This is a genomic window from Halonotius roseus (genome assembly GCF_006861655.1).
Lineage (GTDB): Archaea > Halobacteriota > Halobacteria > Halobacteriales > Haloferacaceae > Halonotius > Halonotius roseus.
Map to the genome: position 1 here is coordinate 61242 of NZ_SESI01000002.1, position 18013 is coordinate 79254.

Annotated in this window: 20 protein-coding genes; 7 read left to right on the top strand and 13 right to left on the bottom strand. The window is 65.0% G+C overall.

Annotated features, from left to right (window positions below):
- Window positions 1–30 precede the first annotated feature (30 nt).
- The 3 genes from EWF95_RS06355 (at window position 31) to EWF95_RS06365 (ending at window position 3043) form a co-directional block, all read left to right on the top strand.
- Window positions 31–999 carry a glycosyltransferase gene (locus EWF95_RS06355; RefSeq protein WP_142443240.1) on the top strand — a complete coding sequence of 323 codons (969 nt, stop codon included), beginning with the start codon at window positions 31–33 and terminating at the stop codon, window positions 997–999.
- Between the two features lie 152 nt (window positions 1000–1151).
- Entirely contained in the window at window positions 1152–2225 is a 1074-nt protein-coding gene (locus EWF95_RS06360) for a glycosyltransferase (RefSeq protein ID WP_142443241.1), read from the top strand.
- A 137-nt stretch (window positions 2226–2362) separates the two neighbouring features.
- Entirely contained in the window at window positions 2363–3043 is a 681-nt protein-coding gene (locus tag EWF95_RS06365) for a hypothetical protein (protein ID WP_142443242.1), read from the top strand.
- A gap of 3 nt (window positions 3044–3046) precedes the next feature.
- Here EWF95_RS06365 and EWF95_RS06370 read toward each other — a convergent pair whose 3' ends face one another.
- On the bottom strand, window positions 3047–3544 hold the full coding sequence (locus EWF95_RS06370) for a metal-dependent hydrolase (protein WP_142443243.1): 498 nt from the start codon (window positions 3542–3544) through the stop codon (window positions 3047–3049).
- Between the two features lie 144 nt (window positions 3545–3688).
- Between EWF95_RS06370 and EWF95_RS06375 the strand changes: the two genes are divergently transcribed.
- Window positions 3689–4093: a hypothetical protein gene (locus EWF95_RS06375; RefSeq protein ID WP_142443244.1), complete on the top strand. Its 405-nt coding sequence runs from the start codon at window positions 3689–3691 to the stop codon at window positions 4091–4093.
- A 73-nt stretch (window positions 4094–4166) separates the two neighbouring features.
- On the opposite strand, the gene EWF95_RS06380 is transcribed toward EWF95_RS06375, so the two are convergent.
- Window positions 4167–4526 carry a winged helix-turn-helix transcriptional regulator gene (locus tag EWF95_RS06380; RefSeq protein WP_142443245.1) on the bottom strand — a complete coding sequence of 120 codons (360 nt, stop codon included), beginning with the start codon at window positions 4524–4526 and terminating at the stop codon, window positions 4167–4169.
- A 162-nt stretch (window positions 4527–4688) separates the two neighbouring features.
- On the opposite strand from EWF95_RS06380, the gene EWF95_RS06385 reads away from it, so the two are divergent.
- Window positions 4689–5147: a DoxX family protein gene (locus EWF95_RS06385; RefSeq protein ID WP_142443246.1), complete on the top strand. Its 459-nt coding sequence runs from the start codon at window positions 4689–4691 to the stop codon at window positions 5145–5147.
- A 2-nt stretch (window positions 5148–5149) separates the two neighbouring features.
- Here the strand turns inward: EWF95_RS06385 and EWF95_RS06390 are convergent, their stop codons facing one another.
- The 5 genes from EWF95_RS06390 to EWF95_RS06410 form a co-directional block, all read right to left on the bottom strand.
- The gene (locus EWF95_RS06390; protein WP_142443247.1) at window positions 5150–5584 is read right to left on the bottom strand and encodes a VOC family protein; all 435 of its coding nucleotides are present in this window, start codon (window positions 5582–5584) and stop codon (window positions 5150–5152) included.
- A 62-nt stretch (window positions 5585–5646) separates the two neighbouring features.
- Window positions 5647–7230 (bottom strand): heme-binding protein, encoded by a 1584-nt coding sequence (locus tag EWF95_RS06395; protein ID WP_142443248.1) that lies wholly within the window; start codon window positions 7228–7230, stop codon window positions 5647–5649.
- Between the two features lie 74 nt (window positions 7231–7304).
- Window positions 7305–8675: a DNA cytosine methyltransferase gene (locus EWF95_RS06400; RefSeq protein ID WP_142443249.1), complete on the bottom strand. Its 1371-nt coding sequence runs from the start codon at window positions 8673–8675 to the stop codon at window positions 7305–7307.
- Between the two features lie 43 nt (window positions 8676–8718).
- Window positions 8719–9567: a TdeIII family type II restriction endonuclease gene (locus tag EWF95_RS06405; protein ID WP_142443250.1), complete on the bottom strand. Its 849-nt coding sequence runs from the start codon at window positions 9565–9567 to the stop codon at window positions 8719–8721.
- Between the two features lie 63 nt (window positions 9568–9630).
- On the bottom strand, window positions 9631–11481 hold the full coding sequence (locus EWF95_RS06410; protein WP_142443251.1) for a site-2 protease family protein: 1851 nt from the start codon (window positions 11479–11481) through the stop codon (window positions 9631–9633).
- Between the two features lie 130 nt (window positions 11482–11611).
- On the opposite strand from EWF95_RS06410, the gene EWF95_RS06415 reads away from it, so the two are divergent.
- On the top strand, window positions 11612–11839 hold the full coding sequence (locus EWF95_RS06415; RefSeq protein ID WP_142443252.1) for a hypothetical protein: 228 nt from the start codon (window positions 11612–11614) through the stop codon (window positions 11837–11839).
- 19 nt (window positions 11840–11858) lie between these two features.
- Here the strand turns inward: EWF95_RS06415 and EWF95_RS06420 are convergent, their stop codons facing one another.
- Window positions 11859–12845 carry a 5,10-methylenetetrahydromethanopterin reductase gene (locus EWF95_RS06420; protein WP_142443253.1) on the bottom strand — a complete coding sequence of 329 codons (987 nt, stop codon included), beginning with the start codon at window positions 12843–12845 and terminating at the stop codon, window positions 11859–11861.
- On the bottom strand, window positions 12845–13612 hold the full coding sequence (locus EWF95_RS06425; protein WP_142443254.1) for a coenzyme F420-0:L-glutamate ligase: 768 nt from the start codon (window positions 13610–13612) through the stop codon (window positions 12845–12847). The genes EWF95_RS06420 and EWF95_RS06425 overlap by 1 nt, the downstream gene beginning before the upstream one ends.
- A 228-nt stretch (window positions 13613–13840) precedes the next feature.
- On the opposite strand from EWF95_RS06425, the gene EWF95_RS06430 reads away from it, so the two are divergent.
- The gene (locus EWF95_RS06430) at window positions 13841–15076 is read left to right on the top strand and encodes a translation initiation factor eIF-2B (RefSeq protein ID WP_142443255.1); all 1236 of its coding nucleotides are present in this window, start codon (window positions 13841–13843) and stop codon (window positions 15074–15076) included.
- A 15-nt stretch (window positions 15077–15091) separates the two neighbouring features.
- Here the strand turns inward: EWF95_RS06430 and EWF95_RS06435 are convergent, their stop codons facing one another.
- From EWF95_RS06435 to EWF95_RS06450, 4 genes are all read right to left on the bottom strand, one after another.
- Window positions 15092–15337 carry a hypothetical protein gene (locus EWF95_RS06435; RefSeq protein ID WP_142443256.1) on the bottom strand — a complete coding sequence of 82 codons (246 nt, stop codon included), beginning with the start codon at window positions 15335–15337 and terminating at the stop codon, window positions 15092–15094.
- Window positions 15338–15612: 275 nt separating this feature from the next.
- Window positions 15613–16329 (bottom strand): urease accessory protein UreF, encoded by a 717-nt coding sequence (locus tag EWF95_RS06440; RefSeq protein WP_142443257.1) that lies wholly within the window; start codon window positions 16327–16329, stop codon window positions 15613–15615.
- Entirely contained in the window at window positions 16326–17057 is a 732-nt protein-coding gene (gene ureE, locus EWF95_RS06445) for an urease accessory protein UreE (protein ID WP_142443258.1), read from the bottom strand. Before ureE ends, EWF95_RS06440 begins: the two co-directional genes overlap by 4 nt.
- On the bottom strand, window positions 17054–17944 hold the full coding sequence (locus tag EWF95_RS06450; protein WP_185911759.1) for an urease accessory protein UreD: 891 nt from the start codon (window positions 17942–17944) through the stop codon (window positions 17054–17056). The genes ureE and EWF95_RS06450 overlap by 4 nt, the downstream gene beginning before the upstream one ends.
- Window positions 17945–18013: the final 69 nt, after the last annotated feature.

Sequence of the window (18013 nt, forward strand, 5' to 3'; positions counted from 1 at the left end):
ATGGGCGGAGTGGGTTGACACAGCCAGCGAATGATCGAAAAGGTCGCAATCGTCTACTGGTGTGACGGCGCGGGCCACGCAGCCCGGAGCATCCCGGTCGCCAAGGAGTTCCGGTCGCGGGGGATCGAGGTGGCGATCGGCGGCGGCGGCCCCGGCGAGCGGTTCGTCGATCTCAACGGCTTCGACCAGCCGGATCTCACGACTGTCACCGTCGAAGGAAACACGCCGCGAGCGTTCCTCGAACACACGCTGTTTGATCTGGTTCCCTCCTCGGTGCGACGACTACGGGAGGTCACCGCGTGGCTCCGCGAGGAAGATCCCGACGTGTTGATCACCGACGACGTGTTTGCCGGCCTCGCCGCCGCGCGCCTCGGGATCGACTTCTACCGGATCGACCACCTGACAACCGATCTCTTTGGGGCGGTTTGGGGGCCGCCGCTGGCGTTCTACAATCAGGTCTCTCTCCGGTTTGCCGAGGGCATTATCGTCACCTCGCTGTGGCCGGATGATCCCGCACCGGAGGGGACGACCCGCGTCGGGCCGCTGGCACAGGAGGGCGACCCCGAGGAGGCGGTCGAACCGTACGACGTACTCCTCAATCCCGGCAGCCACGGCGACCACTTTGGGGAGCTCCGGGAGCGACTGGAAGCGAAGGGGTACGACGTGCGCACCGTCGGCGACGACGACTGGGAGACCAAACCGACGATGACGCCGTACACCGCCGCCGCCGACGTGGTCGTCTGTACCGGCTTTTCGTCGATCGCAGACACGGTCGTCGCCGGTACGCCGTGTGTGATCTATCCGTTCCTGCCGTTTCAGAAGGCTCTCGCCGAACGCGCCGAGGCCAAGCATCTGCCCGGGATCTCGATGGCAACGACCGTCGACCGCGTGATCGATCGCGTTGAGGAGTACGTTGACAGCGATGTCGCACCCGACTACGACAACGGCGCGCCCGGGTTTGTCGACACGGTGTTGGCCGGCGTCGACGACCCAACGTGAGCCGGAGTCCACTGTCGACAGCGAGCCGATACCGCCGACCACCCACCATCACCGATCGACCCGAATCGCCGTCTATCACGGTCGATCAGCGGGGATACCGCAAGATGCCGGCAGATTGAAACCCGATGACAATAAAACGCAGATAACGCGCTATGCATATCGGCTTTTTTACGGACAGCTATTTTCCGGGGATCGATGGCGTCACCTACACGATCAAGACCTGGCGCGAGCGGCTGGAAGCCCGCGGCCACGAGGTCTCGATCATCTACCCCGACAGCAGCCACGAGCCGGGGCCAAACGAGTACCCGGTACCGTCGCTGCCGAACCCCTTCTACGCGCCGTACCGGCTGCCGATCGGTCGGCGGCTGTCGACGCTGCCCGATCTTGATGTCGTCCACTGTCACGGCCCGGCGACAACAGGGCTGTTGGGCCGGCGGTATGCGGCAAAACACGATCTTCGTTCCGTCTACACCCACCATACCCCGATCGAGGAATATCTGATCCGCGCGCTCAAATTCGACGGGCTCGCACAGGTCGTCGGCCAAGGCTACGTCGCCTACGAGACCCGATTCCTCCGATCGTTTGACTGTGTCACCGCCTCAACCGCAAAGATAAGACGCGATGTCGACCACCAGAAGCTCCCGGTTGGCATCGAATTAGACACGTTTACCCCACAATCCGAGTCGCTGTTTACCGATTCCCGGCCGATCGTCGGCTACAGCGGGCGGATGACAACAAAGAAAAATATCGACGAGATCCTTCGGGTCGCCGCCGAGACGCCCGACTACCGGTACGTGTTGGTCGGCGAGGGGCCGGCACGACCGAAGCTCGAACAGCAGGCCACCGACAACGTCGAGTTCCGTGATTTCCTCCCGCGGGAGCAGCTGCCGACCTTCTACAGTTCGCTGGATGTGTTCGTGACAGCCTCGACCTGCGACACGCTGGGGCTGTCGACGCTGGAGGCTAACGCCTGCGGCACACCGGTCGCCGCCGCCAACGTCCAGCCGTTCCGAGAGACGATCGGCCCGGACAACGGTTCGCGCTTCGAGTATGGCGATCTCGACGAGATGCGGGCGGCGATCGAGGACTGTCTCACCAGCGATCGCCAAACACGGGCGGCCGTCGAGCGGTTTTCGGTCGATCGGACGATCGACGATCTGGAGGCGATCTATCGCGGCGAGCCCGTCGCCGTCGAGGATCGCCAGCGGGTCTCGCCGTCGATCTGAGTGCTTCACGCGGCGACACAGTGAACAACACTTAATGTACGTCCCGAGACGAGAGAGGATATGCGCATGGTCACCCGCGCTGTAGTGCTCGCCGAGGCCAAGCCGGCCCAGCCGCGCCGCCGGCTGGTGATCGGCCGATGATCTTCGGCGCGCTCGTGACCGTCAGCCTCCGGGCGGTCGCCACGGCGGTCGCCTCAGCCCGCAACATCGTGGTGACGACGACCGCCCTCGACACCGTCGACCCCGAGGAGCCAGTGACGATCCTCGCGCCGGTCGTTGCCGTGCTCGGCGCGATCGGAGCCGTCTTCAAACCGGGCGAGGAACTCGTCGACAGCTACTGTTTTCGCTGGGTTCGAAGCCTGTTGCCACACGCCGAACGCGTTGCCAACGATCGCGGCTTCTATACCACCTACACGATCCGCCCCGAGGCTGAGGCCGTCGGGGTCTGGCACGGCTCGCTGGACGATCTTGAGGCGACGCTCCGCGAGGAGGGGTATCACTTCGGGCTCCTAGCGTCACACAAGGAGCTGCCCGATGGGCGGCGGGAGGTTAGCAGCTGGGTCGATGTCGGCGGCCCGGTCTGTTCGGGGCTGCTCGGCGTGCTCGAACTCCAGTTGCGAACGTGGCAAACCCACGTGACGGTCTTCGAGCGCGACGACGGGGATGGCTATCTCGTGACCGCCCACCACGAGCGGGCGGCGTACTCGGCACTCACGGCCTACTGGCATCTCCGCGGTCGAGATCTCCACGTCGAGAAGGGGCGGCGGATCGTCGCCGACCAGCTGGCCGAGGAGTCTCGCTTCGAGCCGGTTGAGTAATTCCTACGCGTCAGTATCGGGTCGATGATACCGCAGATACCACGCCGACGCCGCAAGAGCCGCGGCGACAACAACGGGCCAGCGATCGGTCGACAGAAACAGCCCATCGAAAACGGGTCGATAGGTCGTCAGCGGCCACAGCACGAACTTCATGCGACCGGCCGGAAACGCCAACAGCGAGTCGAGCGCGAGATGTGAGCCCGCACCCACGGCGAGCAGACCGAACACGCGCCGACGATCGGTGTGTCGGACGACGGCGACGCCGATCAGCACCGACACCAGCGTGCCGCCAACGGTGTGGAGCGCGCCCCACTCGAAGGGCACCCCCAGCCATGCCTCCATCTGCCACGACGGAACCAGGAGTCGGATCTTCGTCAGATCCGGGGTGAACGCGCCCATCATGGCGACGGTCACGTACGGCGGCGTCAGCCAGCGATACCGGAGGGACAACCCCACCGCAAGCGTGTAGGCGACCAACGCGTGGGTCAGCAGATCCGGCATTACGCGAGCACTCGCGGCGATCGGGTTTTGCGGTTGCGGTTTCCCGATCGTTGGCTGCTCGCGGTGGCCGCGCGCTGTGAGCCGCCGGCGAGCACCACAGCTGGCCTCGGTAGATACAAATAGATCGCCCACAAGAAGCGATACGTGTCGAACCCGCCAGCCGATCGGCCGGATCCGGTCGCGGAGACGGACGGTACACCCGCCGACAACACGCCAACGGTCACGTGTAGCCAGTGCGACCGCACGTGGGCTCTCGAATACGAGCTTGACTCGTTGTATGCCGGCAACCAAGCCTTCGAACAGTTCGCGCTCGATCACAAACGCCACACGGGTCATTTCCCCGACGACGTAACCCCGTGGGTCGCCGACTGCGATCGCTGTCCGGCGACCGAGCAGTATCTCGACGAGGAGCCGGCTCGGCGGTGGGCCGAAACGCACGCCCGTCACACCACCCATCCGGTGTCGCTTACCCACGACCCAAGCGATGTGGCCGTGACTGTCGACGACGAGGCACGCGCGGTGTCGACAGCCGAGCAGGAATCAGAGTAGGTCGCCGACGGCAGAATTAGCACACAGTTCTTGCTCGATTCACCGATCACACGATCGTCGGCAACGACGCCAGCTAGTCGCTGGTCGATGCCTCAACCGTGTCCTCGGCCAGCCAGTCATCGGCCCACGACTCGATCTCATCGAAGACGGGACACAGCGACCGACCCTTGGCTGTCAGGCTGTAGTAGCTCGCCACCGGCGCGTCCTCTTCGAGCCGCCGCTCAACGAAGCCCGTCTCCTGGAGATCATCGAGCACGCGGGACAGCGTCCGGGAGTTGGCGTCCGTCGAGCGTTTGAGCTCGTTGAACCGCTTTTCGCCCTCCTGGAGGTCATGAAGGATCACGAGTCGCCACGGCGAACCGACCTGTTCGATGGCCTCAACGACCGAACAGGCATCCCCACCGGCGTCGGCGGTCGTTGGCTGCTGGGACATTAGGTGTATACAGACGGCCACCATCTAAAATCGTTCCGCCGATCCGGCTGAGATCGACGCTGTGTCACCCCGGCTCGAACGCGCCGGTAACACAGGGGTTAGCTGGTTGCTGGGGTGTCCGGGAAACGATATATCAGTTGCGGTCGTACAGTTGCTTGCAAAATGTTACCGACAACGGTATCCGAACTTCTCGTATCGACGCTCCCACTGCAGGCCGGCTTCGACGGTGCCCTCACCGGCGAGCTGTTTTTGCTTGGTCGCTTGCTGTTCGGCGGCGTCCTCGCGTTCAACGGGCTGAACCACTTCCTCGATGCCGAATCGATGGCGGGGTACGCCGGCGCGAAAGGCGTTCCCGCACCCGGGCTTGCGGTGCCTGTCACCGGCGGGATCCTGCTGTTCGGCGGCCTCGGCGTCGCCGCGGGCGTCCTCCCGACGCTGGCGGCCGGCGCGCTGGTCGTCTTCCTCGTCGCCACGACACCTGTGATGCACAACTTCTGGGCGGTGCCCGAAGAGCAGAAACAGGGTGAGATGATCAACTTCCTGAAAAACGTCGCCATGACCGGCGCGGCCCTCGCGCTGCTGGCGATCAGCACGACCGCCTGGCCGTACGCCCTCGCCTAAGATCAGGCCGAATCGGCGTTCGGGTTGAGCACCTCGATCAGCGTGCCAGCAGGGTCACGCAGGAAGCAGATTTTCGTCCCCGTCGCGGTCGTCTGCGGCGGGCTCAGCGTCTCGACTGACGCCGGTAGCGACTCGTAAAACTCGTCGACATCGTCGACCTCGATACCGAGATGTGTCGCCCCGGCGTCGTTGAGGTCGGCCGGAGGGCGGTCGTCACCGGCCGGCTCGTAGGCGACGAGTTCGAGCCGCACCGAGCCAAGGTCGAGGTGGACGAACTCCGCGCTCGCGTTGGGGATGTCGACACCGGTGGCGAAGGCGTCGCCGTCGACGCTGAACTCCGCGATGACCTCACAGTCGAAGACGGATTGATAAAATTCGGTTGCGGCATCGAGGTCGCTGACGGTGATACCAACGTGGTGGGCGGTTAGATCGGCCATGGTACCCCTGGGCGACCGTCGCATCAAAACGCTTCGAAGACGAGCAGCGATAGTTCCGTGGCTTACGCGAGGAAAACGTGTCGCGGACGGTCGGCAAGCACGTCTCGACCCCACTCGACAGTATTTTGGAAATCATCCGAGCGGAAGAAGCCCATCGCGTCCTCCTGGGACTCCCACTGGCTGGCGATGAACATGTCGTTTTCGTCCTCCTCGTTGACCATGAGATCCGTTTCGAGGTGGCCGTCCATATCGGCGAGGACGCCGCCGACGGTCTCGAATTTGTCGACAAAGTCCTCTCGGGAGTCGGGTTTGACGGTGTAGAACATCCCCATCGTCCCGAAGCCGGATTCCTCGCCGGCGCGTTCGACGATGCCGGGCAGCTCCGAGAGGAAGCCGGCGGCGGTGTCGGCCGCGCTGGCGGTATCCCAGATCGAGACGACCGCGCTGCGATCGCGGTCGGCGGCCTCGTAGACCGCGGTTTTGACGTGAGTTCCATAGTGTTCGAAGTTGCCGCGGAGCCCCTCGACCTCCTCGAAGAGCTCGTCGGTGTCGGCCTCCGAGTACAGCACAGTCGCGTACACGTCCTCGCCGTGGGGTTGGCCGGCGTAGATATCCATGTCCGCGAGTTGGCCGCGGATCTCCTCGTCATCAGCGTCGTCGTCATCGCCATCGTGGTGAGCGTCGCTATCGTGATGACCCTCGCCCTCGTGGTGGCCGCTGTCGTCGTGATGGCCGTCGTCGTCACCGTGGTGACCGCCAGCATCGCCGTGGTGGCTACCGTTGCTGTCGCCGTGGTGGTGGCCGTCGCCGTGGCCCTGACCATGACCCTCGCCGTGATGGTGACCACCATGGTCGTCGTGTTCGGCGGTCGGCACCGCCTCGCCGTTGAGATACGCCAACAGATCCTCGGGCGGGAACCGCCGGCCGATGTAGAAGCCGGGGAACTCGCCGTACTTCGAGGTCGCCTCGTCGAACCGCATCTCGTAGACGATATCTTTGATCTTGACGGGATCGGCGGCGAACAGCGTCACCCCCCACTCGTGGTCGTCGAAGCCGATCGAGGAGGCGATGATCTGGTCGATGTCGCCGGCGTACTGCTTGCCGGTCGCGCCGTGGCCGCTCATCATCTCGGCGCGCTCCTCGAAGGGGAGGGTGTACCAGTTGTGCTCCTCGCCGCGACGCTTGCTCATCGGGTAGAAACAGACGTACTCGTCGTCAGGGATCTCGGGTTTGAGCTTCCCTTCGATATACTGCCGAAGGCCCTCGTTGATCTCGCCGCCTTCGAAGTAGTCATCGGAGACATAGCCCGACACTTCTGTGACCGACACGTAGGAGTTCGGTTGGGTCGTGAATTCGGCGAGTGCGGTGCCTTCGAACTGGCGTTCGGCCTGCGAAAGCAGATCCAGCGTCGGGCGGAGATGGACGATCATGAGGTCGGCCTTGTGGCCGATAATCGAGAACACTGCCGAGGTGCCCTCGCCGTCGGGGCTGTCGGCGGCCGACTCGTGGCTCGCCAGATACTCACGCCCGGCGCGGGCCGCCCGCTCGCGTTCCTGCTCAGGAGCGTTTCGCCAGGCGTCCCAATCGATCTGCCGGAAGTCATGCAGCATATACCAGCCTTCGTCGGTTTGCGGGACTTCGACCATGCCTGCGGTTCGCGCTACGCGGGTATGGAAGTTACGTGTCTTTTCACCCGGTGGCAACCGACGACCAGAAAGAATCAGTCGACAACGGTCGCTTCGCTGTCCGACTCGGCGAGCCCCTGGAGATGCGAACCGAGATGCTGTGCCAACAGTGGCGGGACAGCGTTGCCGATCTGCGTGGCGATATCGTCAAATGAGCCCTGAAACTCGAAGCTGTCCGGAAAGCTCTGGATACGAGCCCCTTCACGGAGCGACAGCCCGCGGTTTTCCGTCGGGTGGAGCTTATCGCGCGGCACAAAATCGGTCGTCAGGATCGTATTCGACTGCCCGTCGGGATCGAGCCGCATGTATCGCGGCCGAATGCCAGATTTCGTGTTGAGATCGTAGCCGAGGGTGTCGCCGTCCTCGTCGGTTCGGAGCCAGCCGTCGTCGTGGAGCCGGGTTAGTGCCGACTGCACCGCCGCGTCGTCGGCGTCGAGATGGTCGGCGATGAGGTCATCTGGAACCGCCCCAACTGACTTCCCGCTCATGCGGAAATCCTTCCGGGAGCGATGGCGGGCGATGAATTCAAGCGCGGCCTGCTCGGTGTCGCTGAACCGATGGGCGAGCAGCTCCCAGACCTGCCGGTAGCGGTCGCCAAACCGACTGGAGCGGTACATCTCTCCGGGGTTCAACGCGGCGACGATGTGTTGGGTATCCTCGTCGCTTGCGGGCTCCTTGGCGACGTGATTCCACGTCTTGTCGACCCCATCGCGGATCAAGCGGAGATACGTGTTGTCAGGGAACTCGGACAGCGACGGCAGGTCAACCTCGCCGGTCTCGGTTGGTTCCGGCAAGTCCGCAAGCGCGTCGGCAACGGTCGTCCAGCTTTGTACCGGCTCGCCGGTGAGTGTCTGTTGGCCGTCGCTGTGTTCGGTGTAGGGGCCCTCGGGCAGGGATGGCTCGGCTGAGAGGTCGTTTCGGACGCCGCAGTAGATCACCCGCTCGCGGGTCTGTGGCACCCCGAAATCGGCGGCGTTCAGCGTCTCCCAGTCAACCGTGTAGCCGGCAGCGTCGTATTCTGCTTCGATGGCGTCGAGAAAGGCGTCGCTGATCGTCGTCATCCCGGCGACGTTCTCCATCAGCACATACCGCGGCTGGAGCTGTTCGACCGCCTGGATGAAGGAAAACACGAGTTGGTTTCGCTCGTCGTCGAGACTGCGCTCGCCGCGGGCGTCGCTAAATCCCTTGCAGGGTGGACTGCCAAAGACAATGTCGACATCCTCGTCGTGGATTTCAGCAGGCAGGCCGTCGCTGAGGTCGTGGGAGATCGCGGTCGCCGCGTGGTTGGCCTCGAAGGTCGCCAGCGCGTCGTCGGCGATATCGACGCCGTACTCAACCTCGATGCCGGCCGCTTCGAGTCCCGCGCTAAAGCCTCCGGCCCCACAGAACAGATCGACGGCGTGCATATCGTATGCGGTGTTACAGACGGCCGTATTTAGCCTCCCGGGACTACAGCGTCTTGTCGCCAGCGAGGGCCTGTAGCTTCTCGATGTTGTCCTCGGATTCCTCTAAGAGGAAGTTGAACAGGCCGTCCATCGTGCCCGGGCCGCCAAGCGCGTCCCAGAAATCCTCGGCGATCAACATCCCATCGCTTGCTTTCACGTCGAAAAACGCCTGTGGCGGCCACCACTCGTAGTCTGCCAGACTGCCGTAGGGATTAAACGGAAACACGTACCGACAGATCGGGGTGGGCTCCTCACGGTGGCTGTAGGCCGCGACGGTCTTCAGCATCTGGCGTTTCGACTCCATCGTCTGATCGCGGTTCGGTTTCGGCGTCTTGATCTCCGCCGCAAGCGGTCGCCCGTTTTCGAAGTCCTCAACCCACAGATCCCAGGTGATCTTCCCGATCGATTTGAGTGCGGTGTCGTCGGTGGCAACGTCACGAATCTCAGCCTGCTCCTGTTGCCAGTCAGGCTCCCGATTACCGTCGGCCAACTCGGCGATGATCGTCTCGATGCGGTTTTCGGCTGCGTGGCTGAGTTGGAGGCCAGTACAGGCGTGCTGTGTTGCCGCCGGGCCGACCGCCTCATTTGTCTCCGCGACCGCCCGACCGAAGGCCTCGTACATCTGCTGGCCGAGCTTTTGGGTGAAGCTCCGCTCGAAGTTCGCAAGCACCCAAAACAACGGCGACGGCATCATGATCGCCTTGAACGCCTCGTTGCGCTTGAATTCCTCCCAGTCGAACTGTTCGGCCTTTTCGAGCGGCCGCTCAAAGAAGCCGTCTGTCACCGCCCGAAGCTCACGTTTTGTCGCTGCATCGAGTTCGTGGTCGCCGACATGGTCGAAACGCTGATCCATCGACTAGGTCTGTGCAGGGCAGGTCAAAAACAGTTCGTCGCCAGCGGCCGGAGAGCGACCGACTCAGTTCAACAGCCGCGGGCCAAACACCATCAACACCAGACTGATGAGCATCATCAGCCCGACGCCGGTCGTCACCGCGCGGGTAAGGGTTGGCTTCGCCGTCGTCGGCAGCCGCGAGACGATCGCCTCCGTTGAGGTGCGGAGGATGTGGCCGCCGTCAAGCGGAAATGCCGGAATACAGTTGAACAGTGCGAGGTTGATATTGATCCAGCCGACCCAAAACAGCACGTTCGCCAGCAGGAACACACCCCCGTCGCCGATCGCGGCCAGCGGGCCGACAGCCTCGTAGAACCCCATGTTCGCGTCGACAAAGCCAGCAAAATTGTAGTTGAGTGTCGGATCAACGACCGCCGCAAACGGGAGAATCAACAGAAACAGCAGGACAACAGCGATCCCATCGCCGATATCGCCGCCAAGGATCGAGAGATACGTGCCCGCGGGATACGGCTGGACGCCGAAGCTGTCGACACCGATCCCGCTCAACCCTGTCGCGTCGGTGATCCCGATGTAGGTGCCTGTCCCGTCGGGATGGGCGGTCAACTCGACGGTGGTGGTCTCGGTGTCGCCGTCGTCGGTAGCGGTGACAATCTCGATCTCCTCGCCGGGTGTCGTTTCAGCGAGTGCGGCTTCGAGATCATCGAAGGCGATAGTTCGCTCGCCGGCGACCGCGGTGATAATGAGCCGATCGCCCGCCTCGGCGTCGGTCGCCGCCAGCGGCCCATCGCGGGCGACGCTGCCGATGACGCCGACCGGGCCAGCGACGCGTTTCGTCTCGCCGGTCTCGCCGTCTTCGGCGGTGAACTCGACGACTGTCGAGTCGGCCGCAGCGACCGCCGCCCGAATCTCGGCGGTTGTTTGGACGGCCGTACCGTCGACCGCGCGGATCGTATCGTCGGTGGTAATGCCCGTGGAATCGCCGCTGTCACCGCTATCACCGCTGTCGCCGCTATCGGCGGAATCGCTCCCATCGGCGGTCGCAAACGGCGAATCGGCGACCATACTTCTCACGAGCGGGCGTTGCTCGACGGTGGTTTCGGTGCCGTCGGCGAGGGTGACCGAGACGGTCGGGGAGCCGGCGGCAGCAAGGGCCGCTTGGAGATCAGCGTTGGAGTCGACCGGCTGGTCGTCGATCATCACGATCCGGTCGCCGGCGGTGATGGCGGTGTCGTCGACCGCGCTGTTGGGATAGACGCCACCGACGCTTGCGCCGTCAGCGACGGCGATCGCGCCGACAACCGGGCCGAACAGCAGGCCGAAAGCGACGATGGTCACGATGAGGTTGTTGAGGATGCCGGCCGCGTACATCCGCGTTCTGGGGCCGCGGTCGGCGGCCTCGACATCATCCTCGTTGGGTTCGACGAACGCGCCGACCGGGATCAGCGCGACCAGTGCTACCCCCATCGAGTCGATGTCGATATCCTCAACCCGACACAGCAGGCCGTGGCCGCCCTCGTGGACGACCATGCCGATCAGCAGCCCGAGGACGATCTCCGGGGCGACAGACAGCGGGAGGAACTCGTTGACACCGGGGATTACAAGGACGTTTTGGGGGCTCTGAAGCGTGCTTTGGGTCGGCGGCGACTCGATGATCTGGGCACTCTGGTAGATCAACAACACAAAGGTACCCACCATGATGACGAGGGCGGAACCGACACCGATGTTCCCGAGGGCGCGCCAGAACCGCTTTGGGCGCGCCAGCCGGGTCAGAAACCGTCGGCCGCGTTTGGTGTGGATCGTCAGCAGCGGCCCGCTCACCGAGATGGCGTCAGGAAACAGCCCCCGACGGTCGGCCGCAATCACCACCGCGGTATAGATGGCGACGCCGGCGAGAACCCACGACAGCGTACTCATTGATCCCAGTTGGAGACCGGTACGGAAAGGCGGTTCGGGTCGCCGCGATCGGACACAACGGTGTCAACGGGATCGACCGATCGCGGTCGACACCTGAACACACATATACCGGGATCACAAAGGGTGGGGCATGAACGCATTCGGCGGCTTCATCCTGCGGCTGCTATCGAACCTCATCGAGATGCCGGTGGTCTTCGTCGAACAGGTGATCAACGGCGACCCGATCTCGGCGATCCTGATCGCCTTCGGGAGCCTCTTCGTGCTCGGAGCGGTCGGTGCCTTTGGCTATGTCGTGCTCGGCGCGCTTGGTGTCCCGCTGCCGAATCTCGGCCGCGGGCCGTCAGAGCTGATCGAGTAACCCTACCGGTTGAAGGTGATCAGTTCGTCGCCTGCTCGTAGGCGTCAGCTGCCAACCCGACCGCGTCTTCCAGTTCCGGGCCGAGCGGCGAGCCGACAACGATGCTGTCGGCGTGGTCGGTGACCGCGGCCATCCGCTCGGCGACATCGTCGACCGTGCCGGCCATACAGAAGGCATCGATCATCGCCGGCGTCACCAGCTCAAACGCGGCGGAGAACTCACCCGCACTGATCTTCTCACCGATTTCGTCGGCCGTCTCGCCGTCGATATCGTGGCGATCGAGCACAGGCGGGGCCGCGCCCGCGGTGATGTAAGCGACCGGCGGGCGGGCCGCCTCGCGGGCGGCCTCGCGCTCGGCGGCGACGCTGACCGAGGCGTAGGCCGCGAGGTCGAACTCGCCACGGTGGTCGGGACGGTCGGCTTCGCCCTGTTCGACCTGATCGCGCGCCCACGCGAGATCAGCCTCGTGGGAACCGTTGAACAGCAGCCCGTCGGCGTGTTTCGCGGCCATCCGACACATGTGGGGCCCCTCGCCGCCGACGTAGACCGGGATATCCGCGCCGCTCGGCGGCTCGTAGTTGAGGCCGGCGTCGTCAGCCTGGAAGGTGCCGTCGTTGTCGACGCGTTCGCCAGCCCACAGTTTTTGAGCGGTTTTGAACGCCTCAAGGACGGGTCGGAGCCCACGGTCGTCGGCGAAGCCGAGATTCCGTGCGGTCGAGGGATCGCCCGGCCCGATGCCGAAGACGCCGCGGCCGCCGCTGGCCTCATCGACGGTGGCGACCTTCGAGGCCAGCGTGACGGGATGGATCTCGAAGGGGTTGGCGACGCCCGGCCCGAGGGCGATCTCGTCGGTTTCAACCCCGATGCGGTGGAGCGCGGCGAAGGGGTCGCGATTGTTGTAATGGCTGGAGACAAACACCGTGTCGTAGCCGGCGGCCTCGGCCTGTACGCCGAGGTCGGTGATCCGATCGATCGGGTGCTCGGGCGTGAGCTCAATGCCGAACATCAGGCTTCCCCCTCCGCGGTGTACGACCAGCCACGCAACGCCTGGCGGACGTAGTCGCCTTCAACCTCTCTGAAGTGGTTTTCGCTGCCAGGGAGGTCGCCGAACTCGAAGCCGCGGGCGACGACTGCCGGCGTCCCACCCGCGCCCTCGCCGGCGACGAGGTTGGCCGCCGCGGCGAGTTCGTCGATAACGTTCTGTACCGTCACGCCCATCTCGCGGCCGTCGCGGTCGAGTTGGCCGCGCCAGTCGCGGCTTGCCGGCAGGCCGGCCCAGCCGATAGCAACGCCGCGCTGGCCGTAGCGGAACGGCCGCCCGCAGGTGTCGGTGACGACGACCCGGTCGGTCGGCAAGCCGTCAGCAATGCGGGCCGCGCTCTCGGAGGGTCGCTCGGGGAGCAACAGCAGGTCGCCATCGGGAACGTTCGAGCGGTCGATGCCGGCGTTGACGCCGATATGGCCGAACCGGGTTTCGGTGAGGAGGAAGGGAGCTTCCATCAGGAGGTCGACGCTCTCTTCGAGGACGGCTTGGGCGAAGCGGGGATCCTTCTCCTCGCCGGTGAGTTCGGCAAGGCGGTCGGCGATCTCGCGGGCGCGTGGGCCGGCCGGGAAGTCAGCGAGATCGGCGATTCGGCCCTCAGCCTTCGAGACGACCGTGCTGGCGACACAGACCACGTCATCCGATCGGAGGTCAGCGCGATCGGCGATGATCGCCGCGAGATCGTCGCCCGGTTCGATCTCGGGGATGTCGGCGACGGTAAACAGTTCCATACTGTGCGGTGGGGATGTGGGCTAAAAAGGCCGGCCATAGGGGTTGAACGAACCGGTGGTGACGCCGACAGGTGACTACGTGGCAACGTTGACACGTGGGGGCGTGACAACATCGACAGGTGACTGCGTGACAATGTCGACAGGTGAGTATAGCAGCGTCGCCGCCGGCAACCTCTCGAAAAGCCGAGAGATGGAAAGCATAGTATGGTGGGGCCCAAAGAGCGGATGATGACACACGTCGTCACTACCTTCCTCAAACATCGTGGTGCGGTGCTGTTGACCCAACGGGCGGCCGACGCTGACACCGATCCGGGCCGGTGGGATGGGCTGTCGGCACCCTCGGCGGGCGGCTCGGCGGCCGCCGCAACGGAAGCCCGCAGCCTCGTCCGCGAGGCGACCGGTGACCAAGCGGTGCCGCTGGCCTCCGCGGGCGAGCCGGTGACCGTCAGTCACGACGGCGAGGAACGCACCCACTACCCGTTCTGTTTCGAGCCCCCGAGCCGCGATCTCGCCCCCGACGTTGCCGACGCCGAGTGGACGACACCAACCGCGATCGTCGACCGCGAAACCGTTCCCGGGCTCTGGGACGCCTACCAGCAGGTCGCCCCCTCGCCGGAATCGATCGCCGCCGACACCGCCCACGGCTCGGCCGCGCTATCGATCCGCGCCCTGGAGGTGCTCCGTGATCGAGCCGCTGTTGTCGACGACTGGGCGGAACTGGCAGCGGTCGCCGACGACCTCCAAGCCGCCCAGCCGAGCATGGCGGTGCTCGCCAACCGCGTCAACCGCGTCATGAGCGGTGCCGAGGAGTCGCCGGCGGCCGTCCACGACCAAGCGATCGAGGAGATCGACGCCGCCCTCGACGCCGACGCCGCCGCGGCCGCAACCGCCGCCGACCGGCTGTCTGGCCCGATCGCAACGCTGTCGTGGTCGGGGACGGTCAAGGACGCGCTGCTGGAGCTCGACGCGCCCGTCACCATCGGCGAGGCCCGGCCGAACCGCGAGGGGATCGATCTCGCCGAAACCCTCGCCGACAGCGGGGTCGACGTGACGGTCGCAACCGATGCCGCACTGGCGTCGGTGCTCGCCCGCGAAGAGTTTGGGGCCGTCCTCGTCGGCGCCGATACGATCCTCCCGACCGGCGATGTCGTCAACAAGACCGGGACACGCGGGCTGGCACTCGCGGCCGACGCAGCCGATATCCCGGTGTATGTGGTCACTGCCCGCGATAAGGTCTCAAAGGACGACACGTTCCATCCCGAGGAGGGGCCAGCTACCGAGATCTACGACGGCGAGGCCGAGCTGCGGGTGGCGAACCCACAGTTCGATCTTACACCCGGCAGCCTCATCGAGGGTGTGCTCACCGAGGATGGCCTGCTGGATCAGCGCGGGATCGAACTCGTCGCTGCCCAACACCGCTCAAACGCTGAGTGGCACCCAGCACCGTCGACGACGAGCCCCTGAACAGCGGCGGCGATCTTAGACCGTCCGCGCCGTCGACCGATCGGTGACTCGTTTGGTGAGCCACGCGGCGACACCAACGAGTCCCGAGAACAGAACCGTCCCGAAGACGGCCGGATTGATGCTGTCGAGCCCTGACAGGCCACCAAGGGAAACGTAGAGGATCGCCGCGAGGACGACCGCCGAGAGGCCGACGAGCGCGATCCCGATGGCGTTGAACAGGAGCTCCATACGACTCGGAGTTTGTGACTGGTGGTCGCTCATACCCGCTCATAGCTGTGTCACGTATAAAATCGCCGCTGGGATTCCCACAATCTGAAAGTGCTGACCCTCGACCCGCTGGTTTAGTCATCGCTTGGCGACTATCGAATGAGGTCAGTCACGCGATAGTGTCGGTGGCTCAGTGGAGTGTTTCGTCGCACGGGGCTCGGTGGGGGTAACTGTCATCATCGCCACCATCGGGGCTTTGCTGTGGGAACCTAAGAATCCACGCTTCCGGATCGGGACGAAAAATGCGACAACACCGGGGCTGCCGACGGTTAGCTCATAAAGAGCCGTCGATCAGCGCGTTCGTGGGCCATTCCCCGCACGTCAGCCAGCGGCGCGAACGAACACATCGCGGTCAACTCGGCGTCGGAATACCGCTCACAGATCTCCTCGATCACCGGGAACAGCGTCGACAACTGCGCTTGAATGGCGGTGTGGCCGAACCGGCCGAGCCGCTGGGCTGCACCGAGCAGCCCGGTAACCGAGCCGTAGGCACTCACCAGGGCGGCCTCCCGACAGCCGAGACCGGCCTGCTGGCAGACGACGCCGAGCACGACAGGGTAGTGGCCGGCGGTGCGACCAGCCTCGCAGGCGTCCGTGTACTCGCCGAGCAGTCCAGTAGTGTCGGCCGCAGCGAACGGGCCGTCATCGATCTCATCGAGCAGTTCCAGCAGCTTCCCGCCGGCTTTCGTCGAGCTATCGCGGAACTCTGCCGGTAGCGTCGCCGCGCCGAGGCGTTCGTCGGCCGCGAGTATCCCGTCGAGATCGCCGGCCGCCGCCGAGCGGTGGGCATGGCCGAGCGCAACGACCTCGGCCGGCCCGATCACGCCACGGAGATAGCCTTCGATGAGCTCGCCGAGCTCGTCGGCGGTATCGATCTCGCCCTCGTTGAGATACTGTTCGACGCCGTAGGAGGCGGTGTAGGTGCCGACCGGTAGCATCGAATCCGAGAGCCGCAACGCCGTCAGCAACGCCTCAGACGAGGTCATCGTGGCTCACCCTCCGAGGCTGTCGCGGTCGCCGAGTCGGCGTGGTCGTGGTCGTGAGTATCGTCGTGGGAATGCCCATGCTCGTGGCTGTGTTCATGCTCGTGGTCGTGCGTGTGGCTGTGGTCGTCGCCGTGGTCATCGCTCTCGTCGCCGTGATCGTGGGCGTCGTCACCATGATTATGGGCGTCGTCACCATGATCATGGTCATGATCGACGCCGTGGTCGGCTACGGCGGTGTCGGCGTCACCCGCGATGAACCGTTCGGCATCGACCGTCTCGTAGCGCGTCGTCGCCGACTCCGGGATGTAGGGGCCCAATACGTCCTCGATGATCGCGCGGTCGGCTTCGACCGGGATGTAGATCGTCGCGCCGTCGACGGCGATATCCCAGTGTTGGTTGCCGATCCGGTGGCCGAGTTCAACCCCTGTTGAGACCGCCGCCTCGGCGGCCGAGAACTCGATAACGAACGCCTCTCGCTCCTCAAACGCGACGACGACGGCACGCTCCTCGTCGAGTAGGAGCACGTCGCCGGCGACGAGTTCGGGCTGATCGACGAGCACGCCGAGATCGGTGCCCGCATCCGTCGTCACGCGGAGCCGGGATCGCTTGCGCTCGGTGTCGTCAAGCACGACCGTCTCCAGCGTGTCCGCCTGCTCGTGGGCGTCGATCTCGGCGGCAAGGTCGGGATCGCTTTCGACGTTGCCGACGACGCCATCGACGCGTTTCATCGGCCGCGACCCTCCAGTGGCGCGCCGGTGCCGAGCAGTGTGTGGCGGGCTTCGTCCCATGCGGCCTCGACGGCCGCGGTCACGTCCGCGCTCCGGTCGCCGAGAGCGCGGACGGTCACGCCCGCGTCGTCTTTGAGGACTGACGCGCCGGCGGTGACCTCGTGGTCGGTCAGCCGATCGTGGATCGCGTCGGCGAGTTCGTCGGCATCGGCCGATGGCGCAAAGACATACAGCGTCCCGACGACAGCGTGCTCGCCGACGGTCGCCGGATCGCGTGGGTCGCGTTCGTCCGGTCGCAGATCGACTGCGTCAGCACACACAAGCGTGTCATCGACGCGGGCCTCCAGCCGACTGTGGAAATGGTCGAAGCTGAACGGCTCGTGGTCGGTCAGCCCGTTCGGGACGAACACGTCGCCGACGATGACGGTCGCATCCGGGGCCATCTCGACGGTCGTCGTCTGCAGGCAGCGGGCGTCCTCGTTGAGGATCGTCGACCCGGGGATGTATTCGAGATGCGCGCCCGATTCGGCGACGAGCGTCGCGTCGAGATGGGCGTAGCTCGCCTTCATCGTCTGGATTTTCGTCGCGCTCTGTGTCGTCACGTGCGCGCGCGAACCGGGTCGGGCCTCAACCGAGAGCGTCTGGCGGTCGCCTTGGGTGACCGCGCCCGTCGGATCCTGCAGACAGATCGTCGTCATCCCCTCGACTGGGTCGCTGTCGAGCGTCCCCGTCAGGTGGTACGGCACCTTCACGAGATCCGAAATCAGTCGGGTCGGGTTGTCGCCGTCGCGGGCGACGACGAGGTCGGCGACGCCGTTTTTCCCGTGGCCGAACGCCGGCGACTGCGGGAGGTGCTGGGTGCCATACTCGCGGAACACCGGCGGGATGGTGTGGTCGGTCGCGGCGTCGCTGGCGGCGTCGTTGTCGTCGGTGCTGTCGGCGTCGGCGTCGATGTT